This is a genomic window from Ruminococcus sp. (genome assembly GCF_024684275.1).
In genome coordinates, this window is record NZ_JAIKXF010000090.1 from 90,356 (window position 1) to 113,121 (window position 22,766).

The window sequence follows — 22,766 nt, forward strand, 5'->3', positions numbered from 1 at the left end:
TTAAATGCTATATAAGTTCACTTTATATTGAAAGCGCGGTTGAGCTTTGCAGCAAGGTCGGTGGCAAGCAAGCCGTTTTCTATCATCTGCCTGTACATTGATTTCATCTCAGGCGGCATAGTTCTGAGCTCTTCCATTGATAAGCTGCCGGGCTCAACGTTTTCGCTGATATCGTTCATCTGGTTTGCTATGTCATATCTATGCTTATACATCTGTAAAACTTTTTGTAAAAAACCTTGAATATGACATTTTAAAATGATATAATACAAATACATTGATATATGTATGCAAATTATAAATCTCAGGAGGCATTAATCATAATACGGTGTTGCACTTGATGTTTACATATATCGGGTGATAAAATATATACAACTATTAATATTACAGGAGTGAACTATATGAAAAACAGACTATTAGCAATAGCGATGTCAGCGGCAGTTTTCTCTGAGTGCTTTGCTTCTATGCCGGATGTTTTTTCAGCGCAGGCTATATCCAGCTGGGGATTAGAGGGTGACTACGTTGAATACAGAGACGGTGCTGACGGAGAATTAGGCTTGACATATTATATTTATTCAGATCATGCTGTTCTGACTAATGTTGACTGGGATTTGTCCGGAGTAACTATCCCTGATACAGTTAAGGGTGTTCCTGTAACATCAATTACTGATGAGGCATTCATGGGTGAGCAGACCACAAATATAAGTATTCCGTCCACAGTCACGGATATAGGAAGCTCTCTCGGTTATCTGGATACGGAGTTTACTGTAGTATTCGATGTTGAGAATCAGAGCTTTAAAGATGTAGACGGGATCATTTACAACTCGGATATGACTGAGCTTATCAGATGTATTCCTACAGCTGACCTGAAAGAAGTTACTATACCTGACACTGTAAAAAAGATAGATGAAAAGGCGTTTAACAACTGCGAAAAAATAAAAAATGTGAATCTTCCTGCTTCTGTGCAGGATATCGGTGATGACGCTTTTAATAATTGCAGTAGTCTTGAAAGTATTGACGTAAACGGAGATAACAAAGAATATTGCAGTATAGACGGCGTTTTGTTCGACAAAAATATGGAAATACTGTATCAATATCCTATAGGAAGCTCTGAAAGCAGTTATACCATCCCTGACAATGTGAGCTTGATAAACAGCGGTGCCTTTCTTAACAGTGATAACCTTGAATCGGTTAGGTTTAATAAAGAAGTTCAAACTATTGGAAGCTATGCTTTTTTTAATTGCGATAAGCTGAATAATGTTGTGCTTCCTGACAGTGTGGCAGAGATCGGATATTATGCATTTGCGCAGTGTGAGAGTCTGAAAGATATTGTTTTTTCTGAGAACATTATAAAGGCTGACGGTGATATCATAACGGATTCTCCGTGGTTTGATGAACAGCCCGACGGCATCGTTTACATAGGAAAGGTTCTGTATAAGGTAAAGGGCAGACTGCCTGAAAACTCTGATGTGACCGTGAAAGAGGGGACTGTTTCCATATGCAATAGTGCTTTTTGTACTGAGGACGGTGAATACGGAAAAAATACGGAAGGTGATAAAAAACTCATATCTGTAAAGCTGCCTGAAAGCATCAGGTATATAAACAGAGAAGCTTTTAAAGGCTGCATCAATCTGAAAGAGATAAATCTTCCAGACAGTATTTCTGAAATAGGAATAAGTGCTTTTGAGGGATGTTCTGCACTTAAAGAGGTGCATATACCAACGTCGCTGGTTTCTGTGGATTATTCGGCGTTTGCTTTGTGCAGTTCTCTTGAAGAAGTTGTGCTGCCTGAAAATGTTGAGACTGTTAATTCAAGTGCATTCGCTGATTGAACTTCTCTTAAAGCTTTGACAATAGAAAACAAATATTGCTATATCGACGATCCTTTTGGTATGGAGAAGCCTGAATATCTGAGAGCTTCTGCAGATTTCAGCGGAACTATATATGGTTATGATGATTCAAATGCTCAGGCATACGCAAATGTATATGAATATAAGTTTTCTTCTCTTGGCAAAAAGGAAGAGCCGTCGTGGTCATATCCCGAAAATAGTGATATGTTTAATTCCGATGGTGTATGGGACTGGTATGAGTTCGGAGATCATGCTGAAATATGCGGCTACAGCGGTGAGTCCGAGACTATGGAGATACCTGATACACTAAACGGTCTGCCTGTTACCAAAGCATATAGCTATTTTTCTATTTATAATGGAGAGAATCATAACAACGAGATTAAGAAGGTAAAAATTCCTGCCGGCTTTACAGATATTTACTCTATGCTGAATGCCATTAATGGAGTCTCAGATATAGAAGTTGATAAGGATAATAAGTCATTTGCAGTTGAAGACGGGGTGTTATACAGTGCAGATAAGACACAGCTCCTGAAATGTCTGAAAGGAAAGGTCAAGGGCGAGTTTTCTATTCCGAATACAGTAACTAATGTTGCTAATGCTGCATTTAGTAATTGTTCTGAGGTGACAGTGATCAACGTACCTGCATCGGTTGAGAGTATTGAATATTCATTAAATGACTGCACTTCACTTGAAGCGATCAATGTTTCTAAACTCAATGTCAATTATTCGAGTATTGACGGTGTTCTGTTTGATAAAGGAAAGAATATGCTTTATCTCTATCCTCAGCAGCACGCAGGGACAAGCTACACTGTCCCTGAAACAGTAACCTGGATAGGCGATAATGCGTTTGAAAACTGTGACAAGCTTGAAAGTGTAAAGCTTCATGATAAATTGACATTGATCATGACAGGCGCATTCAGAAACTGCGGCAAACTTGATAATGTAGTTATCCCTGACAGTATAAACAGAATAGAAGCAGAAACATTTGAGAACTGTTCAAGCCTGAAAAATATTGAATTCACAGATAATATTATTGAAATTGGTTCAGATGCTTTGTATGGAACACAGTGGTTGAATGATCAGCCTGACGGTCTGATCTACTGCGGTTCAGCTTTATATATGCTAAAAGATGAAAAGACGGGATTTACAGAGATAACCGTAAAAGAAGGCACAAGATCAATATCTTCTCATGCATTCTGTAAATATACGATCGATAATGATAATATAAAACGTCTTAAAGAGAATACAAGCCTGAAAAAAATAGTGCTTCCTGAAAGTGTCGAACAAATAGGAAGCAGAGCTTTTGGCGGCTGTACTGCTCTTACAACTGTAAATATCCCTTCAAATGCGGAGAAATCGGGCTTTAATACATTCAGTGGCTGCACCTCTCTGAAAGACATTATTTTAGCTGATACGGATACTGAGATAGGTTCGGGAGAATACGAAAACTGCGGCTCGTTAGAAAATGTTGTTATCCCTGAGAGGATCACCACTATTGATAGTTACGCTTTTTGCGATTGTTCTTCACTTGATTCGATAACAATAAAGAATCCGGAATGTGAAATAAACGGCGGTTCTGAAACTATCAACAACTCTTTGATATATCCAGAAGATAGTGATGAAGTTATTGTTGCTTTCAATGGAACAATATGTGGCTATGACGGTTCTACAGCCGAAAAGTATGCTAAGGACTGTGGATATAAGTTCAAGTCACTGGGAAAAGCTCCGAATAAGCTGGGCGATGTCAATGATGACGGAAGTATAAATGCCGTTGACGCTTCTTCTGTACTTTCATATTATGCGATGATCTCAACTAAAAAGGACGGCGGATTCACAGATGAACAGAAAAAGGCAGCAGATGTAAACCATGACGGAGCAATAAACGCCGTTGACGCATCGTGTATCCTTTCATACTATGCTTATACCTCTACTACAAAGGAAACGGTTGTGCCGCTGGAAGAGTATTTGGAGAAAGAGGCATAAAAATAAAGAAACATATTAACTAAATAATCCCCGAGCCATTAGGCTCGGGGATTATGTTTTGGTTTATTTGATTTCATTTAAATAACGTGAAAGTGCGTCCTGCCATGTTGGTAAGGGCTTGAAGCCGTTTTCAACAAGCTTAGACTTATCAAGTCTGCTGTTGAATGGTCTTGCAGCTTTGGAAAGTCCGTACTCAGCCGTTGTCACGGGAGTAACCTTTGTGGACAATCCTGCCTGTTTGTATATCTCTACTGTGAAGTCGTACCATGAAATATAGCCGCCCTCATTTGTAGCGTGATAGTAGCCGTACTTCTCGGTCTCTGCCATATCAACAAGAAGTCTTGAAAGATCAAGAGTATATGTGGGAGTTCCTATCTGGTCGCTTACAACGCGAACTTCGTCGTGTGTCTTGCCTACATTTATCATAGTCTTGATGAAGTTCTTGCCGTTTACACCGAATACCCATGCGATACGAACGATAAAATACTTATCGAGAGTATTTGCAACTGCAAGCTCACCGTCAAGCTTTGACTGACCGTATACGTTCTGCGGAGCGTAGTCCTTGCAGTCGGGCTGCCACGGCTCAGTACCCTGTCCGTTGAAAACGTAATCGGTGGAAATGTATATCATTTTGCAGCCAAGCTTCTTACATACGTTTGCGATATTCTTAGTACCGTCAACATTTATCGCCTTTACCTTCGGACGATTCTTCTTTTCCTCGGCAGCGTCAACTGCCGTCCATGCTGCACAGTGAACCACAACATCAGGCTTTACATCTGATATTGCCTTATCAACTGCTTCAGCGTTGGTTATATCAAGCTGTACATAAGGATACTTTGTATCAACTGATTCAAGTATATCGGAGCCTACACCCTCATATCCGCGCTTTGCCAGTTCGTCCATTACATCATGTCCCAGCTGTCCGCCTACACCTGTTACAAATGCTTTCATCTATTATACTTCTGCACGGTTGCCGTACATCTTCTCGTAGTAGTTCTGATACTCGCCGCTGATGATAGTCTCCCACCACTCACGATTCTCAAGATACCACTTGATAGTCTTCTTGATACCGTCCTCAAACTTTGTCTCAGGAAGCCAGCCAAGCTCGTTGTGGATCTTAGTAGGGTCAATTGCATAACGCATATCGTGTCCCTTTCTGTCCTCAACGTGAGTGATAAGGCTCTCGGGTTTGCCAAGCTCCTTACAGATGAGCTTTACGATGTCGATGTTCTTCATCTCGTTGTGACCGCCAACGTTGTAGACCTCGCCAACTCTGCCCTTATGGATAATGAGGTCGATTGCACGGCAGTGGTCCTCAACATAGAGCCAGTCGCGGACATTAAGACCTTCACCGTAAACAGGGAGAGGCTTGTCTGCGAGAGCATTAGCTATCATAAGAGGAATAAGCTTCTCAGGGAAGTGATAAGGTCCGTAATTGTTTGAGCATCTTGAAATAGTCACAGGCAGACCGTAAGTTCTGTTGTATGCCATAACAAGAAGGTCAGCGCCTGCCTTTGAAGAGCTGTACGGGCTGCTTGTATGGATAGGTGTAGTCTCTGTGAAGAAGAGATCAGGTCTGTCCAGCGGAAGGTCTCCGTAAACCTCGTCTGTGGATACCTGATGATAACGCTGGATACCATACTTGCGGCAAGCGTCCATAAGAACCTGTGTACCGAGAATATTTGTTTGGAGGAATATCTCAGGATTCTCGATGCTGCGGTCAACGTGTGACTCAGCCGCAAAGTTTACAACGATATCAGGCTTTTCTTCCTCGAAAAGCTTGTAGATAGCTTCACGGTCACAGATATCTATCTTCACAAAACGGAAGTTAGGATTCTTCATAACAGGCTCCAGTGTTGAAAGGTTGCCTGCGTATGTGAGCTTGTCCAGACATACTATTCTGTAGTCAGGATATGTGTCAAGCATATGGAATACGAAATTTGAGCCTATAAAGCCGGCTCCACCGGTTACGAAAATTGTCATAGTTTTCACCCTTAAAATTCTATTTTTATATCTGCAAGAAGCGGCTGTATCTTATCTTTTTCACTCAGAATTATTTCGCCGGCTTCTGGCCATTCTATACCGATCGTGGGATCGTTCCAAATTATACCGCCCTCGTCCTCGGGGTGGTAAACGTCATCACATTTATAAGCGAATTCTGCATAGTCACTGAGTACAAGGAAGCCATGTGCAAATCCTCGCGGTATCAGGAACTGCTTCTTGTTTTCTTCGGAAAGGACAGCTCCTATCCATTGTCCATATGTTGGACTGCCCTTGCGAAGGTCAACAGCAACATCGAATACTTCTCCCTTCATAACACGGACAAGCTTAGCCTGTGGGTGCTTCTTCTGGAAATGCAGACCTCTCAGAACGCCTTTTCTTGAACTGGATTGATTATCCTGAACGAAGTTGTAGTTCAAGCCTGCTTCCTTGAAATCGGAATCCTTATAGGTCTCCATAAAATATCCGCGATTGTCACCGTATACTTTGACGTCTATTATGTATACGCCTTTTATTTTAGTTTTGTTGAAGGTAAAGTTACCCATATTAAACACTTCCTAATATTTAATATTGCCTTCGGCAATTTTCAGGAGATGTTCGCCGTATGGAGATTTTCCATATTTCTTGGCGGATCTGATAAGCGCGTCATTATCTATCCAGCCATTGATGAAGGCTATTTCCTCAGGAGCTGAGATCTCTATACCCTGACGCTTCTGAACGATCTGAACAAAGGTAGTTGCATCTACAAGACTATCCATCGTACCTGTATCGAGCCATGCAAATCCACGGCCGAGAAGCTTGACATCAAGCAGCTTATCATCGAGATACATTTCATTGAGTGTGGTTATTTCGAGCTCACCGCGGGCTGAAGGTTTGATCTGCTCTGCTCTGTCACTGACTCCGGCAGGGTAGAAGTATAAACCTGTAACAGCATAATTGCTTTTAGGCTCTTGGGGTTTTTCTTCAATAGAAATAGCCTGACCGTTGTCATTGAACTCTACAACGCCAAAGCGCTCGGGATCGGAAACGTAGTAACCGAAAACAGTTGCCCTGCTGTTAGTTTCTGCATTTTCTTTTGCTGAACGCAGAAGTGTTCCGAATCCGTTGCCGTAGAAAATATTGTCACCGAGTACCATTGCACAAGCGTCATCACCAATGAACTCCTTGCCGAGAATGAATGCCTGTGCAAGACCATCGGGGCTGGGCTGAACCTTATAGCTCAGACTGATACCATATTGTGAACCATCACCGAGAAGCCTTTCAAAATTCGGAAGATCAGTTGGTGTTGAGATGATAAGAATATCCCTTATTCCTGCAAGCATTAATGTGGAAAGAGGATAGTATATCATAGGTTTGTCGTATACGGGAAGCAGCTGCTTGGACGTTACCATAGTCAGCGGATAGAGTCTTGTGCCGGAGCCACCAGCGAGAATTATACCTTTCATAAATATTTCTCCTTAACCATTCTTCATTGCATGAACACAAATTAAATGGTATAATCTACTTTTCATTTTACAACTGAACAGCAGTTCTCAAAATGCCGCTACTTTTTATTATACATCATTAATAGAAAAAAAGCAATGGCATTAAGCAGATTTTATGCTATTAATATTATATAGGGGCGATTGTATGGTGTATTTTAGTTGTTATGCCAAGTAAAAAATGAAAAGAGTAAATGAGCTTGATAAATCAGACCAGTCTTTTTTTACACAGAGTTATATAATTATATGTTATATCATTCTATAGACTTATATTTTACAAAATATGTTGAAATTAGAAAGATAAATTTGCTATTTAGGAATAATCGGCAAGAAGATAAGATGTAATGAGCAGTATATGCCGATATACAAATCTTAAATAAGCCCTGTATTTTGACTTTAAGTATATTTTTTCGTGCTATTTTAACAGTTGACTATGCAATATTTTTGTTTAATATGCCAAAAATCTTTGTGGGTTTAGAATTCCCTAATTTTTACGCTTGCTTTTTTTTATGCCAAAGGGTATAATTGAAACGTACAGCCTTTGCTATACTATATTATTTATGTTTCTCTCAGTATCATTGATGCGGTGCGGAAATATGGCAGGGTGGTACATCATACTTTTATAAAACAGCAAATGAAAAATAATTTATTGCCCCACGATGGGCGAGGAAAATGATAAATATAGGCTTGTTGGTTCAGTCTGTGTCGTGAAGACAGAGTAGATCCCGTGATTACAGAATGAATCAATAACGCTTGGTGGATAGGAGTAGAAACAACAGATGTTTGTAAACAAGAGCAACATTAAACCCTTTGAAAAGAAAGTATGGCTTTCATCGCCAACTATGCACGGTGACGAGCAGAAATGGGTAAACGATGCATTTGAGAAAAACTGGATAACAACAGCAGGAGAGAACATCAACGAGGTCGAGAAGCTCGTTGCAGAGTACGCCGGAGTAAAGTACGCCGTAGCTCTTTCCTGCGGAACAGCTTCACTTCATCTTGCAATAAAGCTTGCAGGCGAAAGACTTTATGGTCAGCCTAAGCCGAATTGCGGCACACTTCAGGGACACAAGGTATTCTGTTCGGATATGACATTCGACGCTACCGTAAACCCTGTGGCTTATGAGGATGGTGAAGCCGTTTTTATTGATACAGAGGCGGATACATGGAATATGTGTCCAGATGCTCTTGAAAAGGCATTTGAGATATATCCAGATGTTAAGCTTGTAGTTGTTGCACATCTTTACGGTGTTCCCGGAAAGATCGACGCTATCAGAAGAATATGCGACAGACACGGCGCACTTATAGTTGAAGATGCTGCCGAGTCCTTCGGTGCTACATATAAGGGTAAAGAAACAGGCGGTTTCGGTGATTATAGCGCTATAAGCTTCAACGGAAACAAGATCATCACGGGTTCGTCAGGCGGTATGTTCCTTACAAACAGCATTGATGACGCTGACAAGGTTCGTAAATGGTCAACTCAGAGCCGTGAGGCTGCTCCTTGGTATCAGCATGAGGAAATTGGCTATAACTACCGTATGTCTAATATCATCGCAGGTGTTGTTCGCGGACAGATGAACTATCTTGACGAGCATATTGCTCAGAAAAAAGCTATATATGAGCGTTACAAGGAAGGCTTCAAGGGACTTCCTGTAACTATGAATCCTTTTGATGCAGTTGATAGCGAGCCTAACTACTGGCTCAGCTGTATGCTCATTGATAAAGAAGCGATGTGTAAGCAGGTTCGCGGCGAAAATCAGCCGATGTATATTTCTGAGCAGGGTAAGACCTGTCCTACTGAGATACTTGAGACTCTTGCAAAGTTCAATGCTGAGGGGCGTCCGATATGGAAGCCTATGCATATGCAGCCTATCTACCGTATGAACGGTTTCGTTACTGCAAAGGGCAACGGCAGAGGACAGTCCAATGCATATATTGACCGCGGTGATGTTCTTGACGTTGGTGCAGACATCTTCGAGAGAGGGCTTTGCCTCCCAAGCGATAATAAGATGACACCCGAACAGCAGGATATTATAATCGAACTTATCAGGAGTTGTTTTGAATAATGTATGCAAAGTATTTTAAGCGTATGCTTGATTTTACTCTTTCACTCGGAGCAATAATCGTTCTTTCACCAATACTTCTGGTTCTGACTATTGTAGGAACAGTCGCAATGGGCGGTAATCCGTTCTTTACACAGGATCGCCCCGGTAAGAACGAGAAGATATTCAAGCTTGTAAAGTTCAGAACTATGAACAACAAAAAGGACAAGAAAGGAAACCTTCTTCCGGATGAGAAGAGACTTACTTCTTATGGAAGGTTGCTCAGAAGTACAAGTCTTGATGAGCTTCCTGAATTGTTCAATATTCTGAAAGGCGATATGGCTATTATTGGTCCAAGACCTTTGTTAGTTCAATACCTGCCTTATTACAAAAAAAATGAAAGGAAAAGACATAGTGTACGCCCGGGACTTACCGGTTTAGCACAAGTAAGCGGAAGAAATTTTTTGAATTGGGATGATAGACTTGCTTGTGATGTGAAGTATGTTGATAATATATCTTTAAAGGAAGATGTAAAAATAATACTAATGACTATAAAAATAGTTTTCAAAAAAGAAGGTATTTCAGTAGATTCAACAAGTGTTGAAAGCTATCTTGATGAAGAAAGAGCAGTAATGTATACTAAATAGTGTAATGTAAAGTTGCTCGTAGGAGAAAAAAATGGATGAAAAGTATAAGATGCAAACTCCGTTTTATCTTATTGATAAACAGGAGTTGGATAGTAGTCTTGCAGCATTTAAATCAGCTTTAAATAAATATTGGAATAATTATATAATTGGCTATTCGTATAAAACAAATTCTTTGCCATGGATTATTGAGTATTTTAAAGCTAATGGATGCTTTGCTGAGGTAGTTTCTGATAATGAATATGAACTCGCTAAGTCGATTGGCATTGAAAATAATAAGATAGTTTACAATGGTATTATAAAATCAAAAGAAACATTTTTAGAGGCTGTTCATAATAAAGCGATTGTTAATATTGACTCTAATTACGAGATTGAATGGCTTGACGAGCTTAAAGGCGGTTCGGGTCATGAAATTGGTATAAGAGTTAACTTTGAACTGGAAAAGTATTGTCCTGGTCAGACACAGTGCGGAGAAGATGGGGGAAGATTTGGATTCTGTTATGAGAACGGTTCCCTTGAAAAGGCTATAAAGCGCATAGAAGAAAAAGGTGTTAAAGTAGTTGGACTTCATCTTCATGTAAGTTCAAAGACTCGATCACTGGATATTTACAGAGCAATTGCAAATATGGCGGTTGAAATAGCAAAGAAGTATTGTCTTGAACTTAAATACGTTGACGTTGGAGGAGGGTTTTTCGGAGGTTTACCGAATAAACCAAGTTATGCGGATTATATCGAATTGATTAGCACAATTCTTTCAGAGACATTTACTCCTGATAAGACAAAGCTTATTGTTGAACCTGGAATGTCGCTTATTGGGGCGCCTATAAGTTATGTTACCTCTGTCATAGACATAAAAGATACAACAGCTAATCGTTTTGTTGTAACAGACGGTTCAAGAACTAATATTGATCCGTTAATGTCAAAGAAAAGTTATTTTTATGGTATAATTAAAAATGACGAAAGTAATAATAGGCATTATTATAATAAGCAGATAATATCAGGGTTTACATGCATGGAACATGATCGTTTGTTTGAACTTAATGATCATGAGGAGTTGATGTGCGGCGATAAGATCGTGTATGATAAGGTTGGTGCATATACTATGTGTTTGACACCTTTATTTATAAAATACTTTCCTGATGTATATGTTACAGATGGTGAGAAGATTACTAAGGTCAGAAACAGATGGACACATATAGAATATAAAGCGTGAGAGTGATTTTTTGATGAATATTTTGATTTTAAGTGCAGGAACTCGTAATAAAATTGTTCAGTACTTTAAAAAGGCGATTAATGGAAAAGGAAATGTTATTGCTACAGATTGCAGTAATCTGGCTCCTGCTATATACGATGCTGATAAATACTATATAGTGCCAAGAATGACAGATAATGGTTATATTGATGTGATATTTGATATATGCAAAAAGGAAAGCATTGATGGAGTACTTAGCCTTATAGATCCGGAGCTTAGTTTATTAGCTGAAAATGAAAGTAAGTTTAATGAGTTAGGAGTTAAGGTAATCGGATCTTCTTATGAATTGTGTGAAATGTCGCTTGATAAGATTGAGATGTTTAAATGGCTGACATCACATAACTACAACTGTGCAAAGAGCTATATGGATAAAGAAGAGTTTTACAATGATCTTGAAAATGGAAACATTTCATTTCCTGTGTTTGTAAAGCCAGCTAGAGGATCGGCAAGCATATCTATTTCAAAGGTGTATGATAAGGAAACGGTTGAGATATTGTTTGCTCATGATGATGGATTGATGATACAGGAATTTCTTGATGGACAAGAGATAGGCGCTGATGTATATATTGATATGATATCACATGAGGTAGTATCTATCTTTACCAAAAAGAAGATAAAAATGAGAGCTGGTGAGACCGATAAGGCAGTATCTTTCAAGGAAGCAAAGCTTTTCGATCTAATTGAGAGATTTGTTAAGGAATCGGGGTTTAACGCTCAGATAGATATTGATATATTTGAAATTAATGGTGAGTATTATATTTCTGAAGTGAATCCAAGATTTGGTGGTGGGTACCCTCACGCTTATGAATCCGGTTCAGATCATATGTCATTAATAGTGAATAATATATTAGGTAATGCGAATAATAAGCAAATTGGTAATTATCGTGAAAATACATACATGATGAAATACAATGAATTAAAGGTTATTGATGGTACAAAGTGAGCTTTTTTGAGGTGGAGTTATGAAAAAGGAAGAAAAGGAATATTATGAAATCTCTCAGGATACATTCAAGAAAATGCAGAATAAGATGCTGGAAATGCTCTTATATTTTGATGATTTTTGTAAAAAACATGAGTTGATGTATTATATTCAGGGAGGCGCAGCTATAGGTGCTATCAGAGAGCACGGCTTTGTTCCGTGGGACGATGATATCGATGTTCTTATGCCGCGTCCTGATTATGAGAGATTTATCAAGCTGTGGAAGCAGTACGGTGATGAAAAAAGGTATGTTTTCTGTAAAACTGATCGTAAGGTAAATTACCATCACTCATGTGCATCACTGAGAGACCCTAATACAACATTTATCTGTTCTTATAATCAGAATCTTGATATATGCCACGGTCTTGCTTTTGAGATAGGCCCTATCGATGGTTGCCCAAATTCGAAAATTGCAAGAGCAATCCAGTTATTTCATGCATTCAATTATGCATTATTCAATACTCAGCGTCTTCCTAATAATAAGGGCAAGTTTTTCAGAGCACTGACAAAGGTAATACTGACAGTAATATCCTCTGAAAAATTGAGATATGTGTTCTGGAAGCATGCTGAAAGAGAGATGTCAAAGTATTCATGGAATGACTGTGAGTATGCAACAGAGCTTATTGGAAGCATTAAGGGTATGCTTAATGTGTATCCGAAGAAATGGTTCGATTCACAGGTATATGTTGATTTTGAAGGACATAAAGTTCCTGTTATGGCTGGTTATGACCATTATCTTAGAATGGTATTCGGTGATTATATGAAGAGACCGCCAGAGTCAGAGCAGCATGCTAAGCATAAGCTTGAATTCGTTGATATGGATCATCCATATACTTATTATAAAAACAAGAAATACTTCCCAGGACGTAAGGGAAAAACAGGAGGGGCGATTTAAATGGCTAATGTAGCAGTCATTTTTGCGGGCGGTACTGGTCAAAGAATGAATTCCAAAACCAAGCCTAAGCAGTTTTTGGAACTTCATGGAAAGCCTATCTTGGTATATACAATTGAGCATTTTCAAAAGCATAAGGACATTGATGGAGTAGTTTTAGTCATTTTGGAAAGCTGGATAGATTATTGCAAAGAACTTATTGAGCAATATCGTCTTACAAAGGTGAAGGCAGTTATTGCAGGTGGTGATACAGGACAAAGTTCTATTTATAATGGCCTTTCAAAGACGGCGGAGTTATTTGGGGATGATAGCGTTGTTCTTATTCATGACGGCGTCAGACCGCTTATTGATGAAAGCACAATAACTAATGCACTTGAATGTGTTAGAAAAAATGGAAATGCAATAACTGTAACTCCGGCTATCGAAACAGTTTCGATGATAGACGAAAACTGTAAAATAGTTGATGTAGTGGATAGATCAAAGTGCTTTATGGCACGAGCACCGCAGTGTTTCAGGCTTAAGGATATTCTTTCTGTTCATCACAAGGCAAAAGCTGAGGGTAATAAGCAGTTTATTGATTCCGCAAGTATGATGAGATACTATGGATATGATCTATATACTGTTGAAGGGGCTATTGAGAATATAAAAATAACAACCCCTTCGGACTACTATATATTCCGTGCTATAGTCGACGCGAGAGAGGATTCGCAGATATTTGGATTATGATACAGGAGTTGCTGAGATATGGATAATAAAATCATTAATGAAGATATTGATTATATATTGAATTCATCATGCATTGAATGGGAAAAATTAAAAAATACAAATATTTTGGTAACAGGTGCTACAGGCCTTATTTGTTCGCTTGTGGTAAAAGCTTTGGTAGCTGCAAGCGAAAGATATAACCTTGATTTGAAGGTGTATTGTTCGGTACGTAATATTTCCAAGGCTGAAAGTGTTTATTCCGACGTTCAGAATAAAAAAGCAATCAGATTTATAAAGTATAAAGCTGAAACAGATGTTTCAGATAAGTGCATTTTTGATTATATTATTCATGGCGCAGCACCGACGTCAAGTAAGTTCTTTATTGAGTACCCAGTTGAAACAATTCATTCAATGGTAAATGATACAATGCATTTTCTTGATATTGCAAAAATTAATAATTCAAAAGGATTTGTCTATCTTTCAAGCATGGAAGCATATGGACAGGTTAACAATGAAGAATTGCTGACGGAAGATAAACTTGGATTTATCGATTTATCAAATGTAAGAAGTTCTTATCCCGAAAGTAAAAGAATAAGTGAACTTTTATGCAAATCTTATGCCAATGAACACAATATTCGTATAATGAGTATTAGATTAGCTCAGACATTTGGCGCAGGAATATCTGCTGATGATAATCGTGTTTTTGCAATGATGGCAAGAAGCGTCATTAATAAAGAAAATATCGTTCTGCTTACAAAAGGTGAGAGTAAACATCCATATCTTTATACTGCTCAGGCTGCAGAAGCAATACTTTGCGTATTGATAAAGGGTGAAAAAGGTGAAGTATATAATGCAGCTAATCCATGTACTTATTGTTCAATTTATGAGATGGGATTAATGGTTGCTGAAAAGCTGGCAAACGGTGAGATCAATGTTGTGATTAATGAAACAAGTGAAAACAAGAAGTATCCGCCAGCAAGTTATTTAAATCTTGATATAGGTAAAATAATGAGTATAGGTTGGAAGCCATCAGGTTCACTTGTTGATATATACAGTAGGATGATGGCGGCAATGTAATTTTATGTGGTGATTAATAATAATGCGTATCAAATCAAAAATCATAATATCAAAAATGACAGGATGTATGGCTGTCTTTTTGACTTTTTTTTTGACAGGTGTCATATTTTTGTATAATGATTCTCATTTGTTCTTTTTACTTAGACTTGGCGTTATGTTTTTAGGAGCGGTTTGCGGCTATTATATATGCCTAAATAAGAAAAAGTGCAGGAATATTTTTATTATATCTTTAGCTTTTGTCTGTAGTTGGATTTGTTGTTTTGTTACACAGAATGTGCCGAATTCATCTCCTGTTGATTTAATATATACGCTTTTTTATATTGGAATATCTATCGTTATGCTATTTAATATAAGGCATTTAAAAATATGTAGTTTGATTATGTCTTTAATTGTAATGCTTTATATTTTATATAAATTGTTTATAGGAGTACATTTTACTAATATTTTGACAGCTACTTCACAGAATTATATTTCAGTTTTGATATTATTCTTTCTTCTTTTATATTATTCATCATGTTATGAAGCTAATGATACTTTTTTTGTTTTCCCAAGTTATTTGTTTTTTGTATGTTGTTTAATGGCCCAGGGCAGAAGCGGTATTGTTCTTTCTGCTATTTTTTCGATTGTAATTACATTTTTTAAAATAAAAAATATAGAAAATAAACTTTTTAGAAAATTTTTGAAAGTGATAATTGTCGTATTATTAGTCTTTATGGTTTTTTATTTGTTTTCAACTATAAAAAGACTAAAAGGCGATTTAAATGGAACATATTTAGCGAGATTTACAAATAAAGGAACCGTAGATTCGGCAAGAATTGTTATTTGGAAGGATTATTTTGCCAATAATTTTGCTTCATTAAATAATTTTTTATTTAGCTCTGAGACAGTGTTGATACGTGATGATGGTAATCTTCATAATTCGTTTTTTATGTGTTATGCTGGTTATGGATTCTTTATGTTCGTTTTTATGATGTCGTTGATAATTTATGCGGTTTTTTGCGGCATTAAGAAAAAGAATTATTTTATGGTTTTTCTTTTCATTACGTTACTTTTGAGGGCACTTACAGATAAAATATTTTTTCAAGGATACTGTGAGGTATTTCTTTATTATTATATTTTTTATTTTATTATTAATAGAAGTAATAGAATAAAGAAAGGAAAAAATGATGCAAATAATAGAATCTTGTTATATTTGTACAACTCCATTTCAAATAATAACAGCAACTGTGATGGCGTGTGAAAAAAAGGAAGTTGCTGATGTATATATAGTTCCTCAATTTATTGGAGCAGATAATTATTGTAACAGACTAAAAAAATTAAATGTTTTCAGAAAAGTCGTTCTTGTCGATTCTGATCAATTTGAAAAATATAAACGTTTTAAGAATGGTTTTTTTAGGGCTGCCGGTATAGTAGTTAATTATATTAGAATTAATAAAGTGGTTAGAAGCATTTTGCTGAAAGATACTTTATATGATAATATATATATATCTTCAAAAGCAAATATTGGACGTTTGATATGTTTATATCATTTAAAGCACAGACCTAAGACTATAATTTCTTATTTTGATGACGGTGAAGGAAGTTATAATAATGAAAGATTATATACTCCAAAGACGGGAGATTATATTATTCGTAGAGTAATATTTGGGAAAAGAAGTATTGATCTTAGTAAAACGATATACTTATATTCACCTGAGCTATTTAAAACTATTCATACACAAAGTGGAATGATAATAAAAAAAATAAAAACATGGCACAATGATTCCGAAATGCTTTCAAAAATAAATACTCTTTGCGATTATGATGAAAAAAAGGGGATCGAAGAGGACGTTATTTTTTTAGATACTCTGGCTGAAGATGTTTTTAATAAGGATTATGTTTCAAAATATTATAGAATACAAGATCAAATTAATGATTTGTTTCGGGGTAATATAGTTTATAAAAAGCATCCAAGAGATAATAAAAAAAGTGATCCTGACAAGCGAATATATTGCTATGATTCGATTCCTTTTGAAGTTATTTGTGCTAACTGTGATATGTCTAAAAAGATAATTATAACAACATCTTCGACAGCAGTAGCAACACCTAAAATACTATTTGATGCTGAACCTGTAATTGTGATGATGTTTAATTTTGTTCATTGGAAGAATAAAGATACTGGTGATAAAGAAAAATATTATTCAGCTTTAATGCGGGTTTATAATGATAAAAATAAGTTTTATTCTCCACATAATAAAAAAGAGTTCTTTAAGTGTTTGACTGAATTAAAAAATCGTATAATTAATTATACGGAGGATACAAATGAACAATGATAGAAAAGCATTAAAATCAGGTATATGGTATACAGTAGCAAATTTTTTGACAAAGAGCATAGGTATTCTTACGATCCCTATATTTACAGATTTGTTATCAGAAGCTGAATATGGTGCATATGGAAATTATGTTGCATATCTTCAGGTTTTGACAATTTTGATAACATTAAATCTGGAAAGCACATTTATTAGTGCTAAAAAAGATTTTGAAAAAGATTTTGATTCTTATGCAAGTACTATGTTTTTATTTAGTGGTTTATTTTCAGTAATATGGTGGATTTCTTTAAATGTGTTTTCTGGATTTGTTGTTTCTAAAACGCATATTAATATAGAATATATAAATTGTATGTGTGTATATCTATTCTTTTTGCCGGCAGTAAATTTGTATCAGGCAAAAGAAAGGTATAGATTTGGATATAAGAAATCAGTACTGATAAGTTGTCTCATTGCTGTAGGAACTGCTTTGGTGTCTGTTTTACTTGTTCTGTTTATGTCAGATCGTCTTGCCGGCAGAATATGGGGAAGTGCACTTCCAACTGTTTTGATTGGTGTAATACTGTTGCTATTATTGTTCAGAGCAGGACACAATTTTAAAATTGAATATATAAAATATGCTTTACCGATCTGTCTGCCGTTTATACCGCATTTGTTATCTATGACAGTGCTTAATGCACTTGATAAGATGATGATCACTGATATAAGAGGTGACAGGGAAAATGCTTTGTATACATTGGCTTATCAATGCGGAACAGTTGTAACTATCCTTGTAACGTCCTTGAATACTGCTTTTGCACCATGGTTAGGTGAAAAGCTTAATGATCATGCATTTTCGGAAGTACGTGAATTTGCAAAGAAGTATGTGCTTATTTTCATGTATTTTACCGTTGGCATCATGCTTATTTCTCCTGATATTATGATGATAATGGGACGAAAGGCATCATACATGGAGGCTCAGTACGTAATGCCGCCTGTAATGCTTGGATGTGTATGTCAGTTTGTGTATACAATGTATGTTAATGTTGAACAGTTTACAAAGCATACTGTGGGGATGGCAATAGCAAGTGTTTCTGCTGCAGGAATTAATTATGTTTTGAATTACTTATTGATTCCAAAACATGGATATATTGCAGCTGCATATACTACACTCATAAGTTTTGTTTGGCTGGTGTTGGCTCATATAGTGTTAGTTTATATATTAGGTTACAGTAAAACATACCCGAACAAATTTATTTTAGGAATGTTGGGAGTTGCAGCCGCTATAACTGTTGGCGTTAATTTTCTATACAAGGTGCCGATTTGTAGATATATAATTGTGGCGATATACGGTTGCATTTTTATTTTTGCAATAGTTAAGTACAAAGATCAGATAATTAATCTGTTTAGAAAAAAAGCTTCAAAAACAAATTAGGAGGTCAAAATATGTTTGAACTTTCGTCATTTATTTCAAAATACGTAACCAAGAGACCAGAGTCAATGTTTCTTGGCGATATAGAGGGAAACAGGTCAAGACTTACTGAAAAGATCAAGGATAAGAGTGTTCTTGTTATTGGCGGTGCAGGAAGTATTGGAAGCTCATACATAAAGGCAATTCTTCCATTCAAGCCAAAGACTCTTGTTGTTGTTGATATCAATGAAAACGCACTTGCTGAACTCACAAGAGATCTGAGAAGTACAGAAGGTATGTTTGTACCTGATGATTATATTCCTTATCCTATGGATTTTGCTTCCAGTGTATTCCGTAAGATGTTTATTGCCCGCGGAGGATTTGACATTGTTGCTAATTTCTCAGCTCACAAACACGTAAGAAGCGAGAAGGATATATACTCTGTTGAAGCTCTTATCCGTAACAATGTTCTGAATGCTAAGATATTGCTTGATCTTCTTGAACAGTATCCGCCCGAGGAGTATTTCTGTGTATCGACCGATAAAGCTGCAAATCCTGTGAATATCATGGGAGCGAGTAAGAGAATAATGGAGGATCTTATCTTCTCGTATTCAGATAAGTTCCCTGTAAAGACTGCAAGATTTGCAAATGTTGCTTTTTCAAACGGTTCATTGCCAGCAGGTTTCCTTGCAAGAATATCGAAGCTCCAGCCTCTCAGCGCTCCGTCTGATGTAAAGAGATATTTTGTATCTCCTGAGGAGAGCGGACAGATCTGTATGCTTTCATGTATGCTTGGAAACAACAGAGAGATCTTCTTCCCCAAGCTTGAAGAGTCGCAGATGATGACATTTGATTCTATTGCAACCAATCTTCTGCATGAATACGGATATGAAGTGTTACACTGTTCTTCGGATGAAGAAGCAATAAAGAAAGCAAAGAACCTTAGAAACGGCAGTATGGAGTATCCAGTACATTATGCAGTATCAAACACATCGGGTGAAAAGTCATTTGAAGAGTTTTATACAGAGAATGAAAGCCTTGATATGGACAGACTTTCTGCGCTTGGCATTATAACTGATAAGGAGATACCAAGCAGAAAGGACATTGAGATACTGTTTAACAAGCTTACAGATGTTTTTGCAAAGGATACAACCTCAAAGGAAGAGGTCGTTGATATAATCAAGTCATACTTACCTAATTTCGAACATATTGAAAAAGGCAAGTCGCTTGACAGCAAAATGTGATCATTGAAAGAAGGATATAATTATGGGACGTTTTATACCTCTGTCTATTCCTAATTTTGAGGGAAATGAAAGAAAATATGTTGATGATGCAATTGATCAGGGATGGGTGTCTACCGGCGGTGCATATATAACTAAGCTTGAAGAAGAAATGGCAAAGTTCCTGCATACGGATAATGTATCTGCTTGTCAGAGCGGTACTTCAGCGCTTCATCTTTCTTTAGTTGAAAGCGGCGTTAAGCCTGGAGATATTGTTCTCGTGCCTCCGCTTACTTTTATTGCAGCAGTAAATCCGGTAAAGTATCAGTTTGCACAGCCTATATTTATAGACTGTGATGACAGCTTCTGCCTCGATCCTGTAAAGCTTCGCGAGTTTTGTGAGAACGAGTGTGATTTTGCTGACGGAAAGCTTACATATAAAGCTAACGGATGTCAGGTCAAAGCAATTGTTGTTGTTCATGTATTCGGAAATATGGCTGATATGGAAGCTATAATGGACATCGCTCATAAATATGGACTTAAGGTCGTTGAGGATTCAACAGAAGCGCTTGGAACACACTATACTTCCGGTAAGTTTGCAGGCAAATACGCTGGTACTATTGGTGATTTCGGTGCATATTCCTTTAATGGAAACAAGATAATTACAACCGGAGGCGGCGGAGCTGTTACTTCAAATAAGTCTGAGACAGTTGACCATATTCGTTTCCTTTCAACACAGGCTAAGACAGATCCTCATTACTATATCCACGATGAAGTTGGCTATAACTACCGTATGACAAATTTACAGGCTGCTTTGGGTGTAGCTCAGATGGAAGAGCTTCCAGAGTTTATTCGCCGTAAGCAGGTAAATTATGATAAGTATGCAAAGCTTTTTGAAAACTATGAGCTTGCTAAACTTATTCCATTCCGTGAAGGAACATCATCTAACAAATGGTTTTATTCTCTTGAAATAAACAGAGAGCGTATAACTGTTGAGATGAGAGAAATCATTACAAAGCTTCAGGACAAGGGAATCCAGACCAGAGCTATCTGGGGACTTATTAACGAACAGAAGCCATATCTTAATGAAATAACATATAAGCTTGAAAAGGCTCCGTATTACGCAGAAAGAATACTGAATATACCTTCAAGTACACAGATTACTGATGAAGAGATAGAGTATGTTGCTTCGGAGATAAAGAAACTATTTGAGGAATTGGACAATGGTAAAAAGTGATATAGCTAAATTTGTAGCCTCCAAGAATGTTACTGCCGTTGAGGCAATGCAGCTTATTGATAATAATACACGCGGAATTCTTTTTATTGTCAATGATGATGACAAGTTGATCGGTAGTTTATCTGATGGTGATATACGCAGATGGATAATTAAAACAGGAGATCTTAATGGTGCTGCTGATAAAATGATGAATAAGAATCCCAAAATGCTTCTTGAAAATGAGAAGGAAACTGGATACGAGTTAATGAAAAACAAGCATATTGATTCTGTTCCGATTGTTAATGCTGAAAAGAAAATAGTTGATATTCTCTTTGAAAGTGATAAAGAATCTGCAAACGAAAACACTGATGGACTTAATGGAACACCGGTAATCATTATGGCAGGCGGAAAGGGAACAAGGCTTTATCCTTATACAAAGATACTTCCAAAGCCTCTTATCCCAATTGGAGATATTCCGATTCTTGAAAGAATCATTAATCGTTTCTATAATTGTGGAGCAGATGATTTCTATCTGACTGTCAATTATAAAAAAGAAATGATAAAATCGTATTTCAAAGAGCTTGCTCCGGATTACAACATTACATATGTTGAGGAGAATAAGCCTCTTGGAACAGCTGGAAGTATAAAGCTTATTGAAAAGAAGTTTGACAGACCTGTTATCATTACTAACTGTGATATATTGATTCAGGCTGATTATGAAAAAGTTCTTAATTATCATAAGGAATCAGGAAACGCATTAACTATTGTGTCTTCTCTAAAAAATGTTACTATCCCCTATGGTGTTCTTCATTCTACAGAGAATGGTGTAATTACTTCAATGGAAGAAAAGCCACAACTTTCGTATTTTATAAATACAGGAATGTATGTTATTGATCCAAAGTATATTGAAAAAATACCTGATGATACTTTCTATCACATGACACATCTTGCAGATCAGCTTATGAGTGATGGTTTGAAGGTCGGAATGTACCCTATAAGCGAGAATTCTTTCCTTGATATGGGAGAATTTGAAGAGATGAAGAAGATGGAAGATCGTATTAATAGTGGTTCTGTATCATAAACGGAGTTAAGTATGGGCAAAAAAATAGTTCTTATAGGCGGTGGAGGACATTGTAAATCAGTTCTCGATACGTTATTAAGAAATAATGAGTATGATGAGATAGTTATTACTGATAATGATATTCCAGTTGATTCTACAATAATGGGGTGTAGAGTAGCAGGTAATGATGATGTTCTTTCAGATTTGCTTGTTTCTGGATTTACTGATGCATTTATAACTGTTGGCAGTATTAAATCAACCAAGGTAAGACATATACTTTTTGAAAAAGCAGAAACAATTGGTTTTAATATGATCAATATAATTGATAAATCAGCAACTGTTTCTGAATATGCTAAATTGGGAAAAGGTATATTTATTGGTAAATGTACGATTGTAAATGCTGATGCAGCTATTGGTGATGCAGCTATAATCAATACCAATTCAGTTATTGAGCATGAATGTGTCGTTGGCAACTTTACACATATTTCTGTAGGCGCAAAACTGTGTGGAAATGTGAAAATAGGTAATGATACATTTATAGGCGCAGGCTCTGTGGTTATACAAGGCGTAAGAATAGGAAATAATGTTATTATTGGGGCAGGAAGTACCGTAATTGATAATGTGAATGACAACGCCACCAAGGTTGGATTAGTCAAGTAGTTTTTGAGGTG

Annotated in this window: 21 protein-coding genes; 16 read left to right on the forward strand and 5 right to left on the reverse strand. The window is 36.9% G+C overall.

Annotated elements, in window-relative coordinates:
• Positions 1–17 precede the first annotated feature (17 nt).
• A complete protein-coding gene (locus K5677_RS09740) occupies positions 18–212 on the reverse strand; it encodes a hypothetical protein (RefSeq protein ID WP_296727370.1) in 195 nt (64 codons plus the stop codon).
• Between the two features lie 186 nt (positions 213–398).
• On the opposite strand from K5677_RS09740, the gene K5677_RS09745 reads away from it, so the two are divergent.
• Both K5677_RS09745 and K5677_RS09750 read left to right on the forward strand, forming a co-directional pair.
• Positions 399–1,829, forward strand: coding sequence for a leucine-rich repeat domain-containing protein (locus K5677_RS09745; protein WP_296727371.1), 1,431 nt, complete (start codon positions 399–401; stop codon positions 1,827–1,829).
• 60 nt (positions 1,830–1,889) lie between these two features.
• Complete coding sequence (locus tag K5677_RS09750; protein WP_296727374.1) at positions 1,890–3,830, forward strand: leucine-rich repeat protein; 1,941 nt, start codon at positions 1,890–1,892, stop codon at positions 3,828–3,830.
• Positions 3,831–3,893: 63 nt separating this feature from the next.
• Here K5677_RS09750 and rfbD read toward each other — a convergent pair whose 3' ends face one another.
• Genes rfbD through rfbA form a run of 4 tightly spaced genes read right to left on the reverse strand, consistent with a single transcriptional unit; the run spans position 3,894 to position 7,276 of the window.
• Positions 3,894–4,781, reverse strand: coding sequence for a dTDP-4-dehydrorhamnose reductase (rfbD, locus tag K5677_RS09755; RefSeq protein ID WP_296727376.1), 888 nt, complete (start codon positions 4,779–4,781; stop codon positions 3,894–3,896).
• Positions 4,782–4,784: 3 nt separating this feature from the next.
• Positions 4,785–5,813 (reverse strand): dTDP-glucose 4,6-dehydratase, encoded by a 1,029-nt coding sequence (rfbB, locus tag K5677_RS09760; protein ID WP_028515421.1) that lies wholly within the window; start codon positions 5,811–5,813, stop codon positions 4,785–4,787.
• 11 nt (positions 5,814–5,824) lie between these two features.
• Positions 5,825–6,376 (reverse strand): dTDP-4-dehydrorhamnose 3,5-epimerase, encoded by a 552-nt coding sequence (gene rfbC, locus K5677_RS09765; protein WP_296727377.1) that lies wholly within the window; start codon positions 6,374–6,376, stop codon positions 5,825–5,827.
• A 12-nt stretch (positions 6,377–6,388) separates the two neighbouring features.
• A complete protein-coding gene (gene rfbA, locus K5677_RS09770) occupies positions 6,389–7,276 on the reverse strand; it encodes a glucose-1-phosphate thymidylyltransferase RfbA (protein WP_296727381.1) in 888 nt (295 codons plus the stop codon).
• Positions 7,277–8,091: 815 nt separating this feature from the next.
• Between rfbA and K5677_RS09775 the strand changes: the two genes are divergently transcribed.
• From K5677_RS09775 to K5677_RS09840, 14 genes are read left to right on the forward strand one after another with little or no spacing between them, the layout of a single operon-like run.
• Complete coding sequence (locus tag K5677_RS09775) at positions 8,092–9,378, forward strand: DegT/DnrJ/EryC1/StrS family aminotransferase (RefSeq protein WP_296727383.1); 1,287 nt, start codon at positions 8,092–8,094, stop codon at positions 9,376–9,378.
• Positions 9,378–10,001, forward strand: a complete 624-nt coding sequence (locus K5677_RS09780) for a sugar transferase (RefSeq protein WP_296727384.1) — start codon at positions 9,378–9,380, stop codon at positions 9,999–10,001. The genes K5677_RS09775 and K5677_RS09780 overlap by 1 nt, the downstream gene beginning before the upstream one ends.
• Before the next feature lie 31 nt (positions 10,002–10,032).
• The gene (locus K5677_RS09785) at positions 10,033–11,211 is read left to right on the forward strand and encodes a pyridoxal-dependent decarboxylase (protein WP_296727386.1); all 1,179 of its coding nucleotides are present in this window, start codon (positions 10,033–10,035) and stop codon (positions 11,209–11,211) included.
• 13 nt (positions 11,212–11,224) lie between these two features.
• Positions 11,225–12,193 carry an ATP-grasp domain-containing protein gene (locus K5677_RS09790; RefSeq protein ID WP_296727388.1) on the forward strand — a complete coding sequence of 323 codons (969 nt, stop codon included), beginning with the start codon at positions 11,225–11,227 and terminating at the stop codon, positions 12,191–12,193.
• A gap of 19 nt (positions 12,194–12,212) precedes the next feature.
• A complete protein-coding gene (locus tag K5677_RS09795) occupies positions 12,213–13,124 on the forward strand; it encodes a LicD family protein (protein WP_296727390.1) in 912 nt (303 codons plus the stop codon).
• A complete protein-coding gene (ispD, locus tag K5677_RS09800) occupies positions 13,125–13,847 on the forward strand; it encodes a 2-C-methyl-D-erythritol 4-phosphate cytidylyltransferase (protein ID WP_296727391.1) in 723 nt (240 codons plus the stop codon).
• Between the two features lie 18 nt (positions 13,848–13,865).
• Positions 13,866–14,903 (forward strand): NAD-dependent epimerase/dehydratase family protein, encoded by a 1,038-nt coding sequence (locus tag K5677_RS09805; RefSeq protein ID WP_296727394.1) that lies wholly within the window; start codon positions 13,866–13,868, stop codon positions 14,901–14,903.
• 22 nt (positions 14,904–14,925) lie between these two features.
• On the forward strand, positions 14,926–16,143 hold the full coding sequence (locus K5677_RS09810) for a hypothetical protein (RefSeq protein WP_296727397.1): 1,218 nt from the start codon (positions 14,926–14,928) through the stop codon (positions 16,141–16,143).
• The gene (locus K5677_RS09815; protein WP_296727400.1) at positions 16,070–17,215 is read left to right on the forward strand and encodes a hypothetical protein; all 1,146 of its coding nucleotides are present in this window, start codon (positions 16,070–16,072) and stop codon (positions 17,213–17,215) included. The genes K5677_RS09810 and K5677_RS09815 overlap by 74 nt, the downstream gene beginning before the upstream one ends.
• The gene (locus K5677_RS09820) at positions 17,205–18,623 is read left to right on the forward strand and encodes an oligosaccharide flippase family protein (protein ID WP_296727404.1); all 1,419 of its coding nucleotides are present in this window, start codon (positions 17,205–17,207) and stop codon (positions 18,621–18,623) included. Before K5677_RS09815 ends, K5677_RS09820 begins: the two co-directional genes overlap by 11 nt.
• Positions 18,624–18,634: 11 nt before the next feature.
• Entirely contained in the window at positions 18,635–19,843 is a 1,209-nt protein-coding gene (locus tag K5677_RS09825) for a polysaccharide biosynthesis protein (RefSeq protein ID WP_296727406.1), read from the forward strand.
• A 22-nt stretch (positions 19,844–19,865) separates the two neighbouring features.
• Positions 19,866–21,056 carry a LegC family aminotransferase gene (locus K5677_RS09830; protein ID WP_296727408.1) on the forward strand — a complete coding sequence of 397 codons (1,191 nt, stop codon included), beginning with the start codon at positions 19,866–19,868 and terminating at the stop codon, positions 21,054–21,056.
• Positions 21,043–22,116 (forward strand): nucleotidyltransferase family protein, encoded by a 1,074-nt coding sequence (locus K5677_RS09835; protein ID WP_296727410.1) that lies wholly within the window; start codon positions 21,043–21,045, stop codon positions 22,114–22,116. Before K5677_RS09830 ends, K5677_RS09835 begins: the two co-directional genes overlap by 14 nt.
• 12 nt (positions 22,117–22,128) lie before the next feature.
• Positions 22,129–22,755, forward strand: a complete 627-nt coding sequence (locus K5677_RS09840; RefSeq protein WP_296727415.1) for an acetyltransferase — start codon at positions 22,129–22,131, stop codon at positions 22,753–22,755.
• Positions 22,756–22,766: the final 11 nt, after the last annotated feature.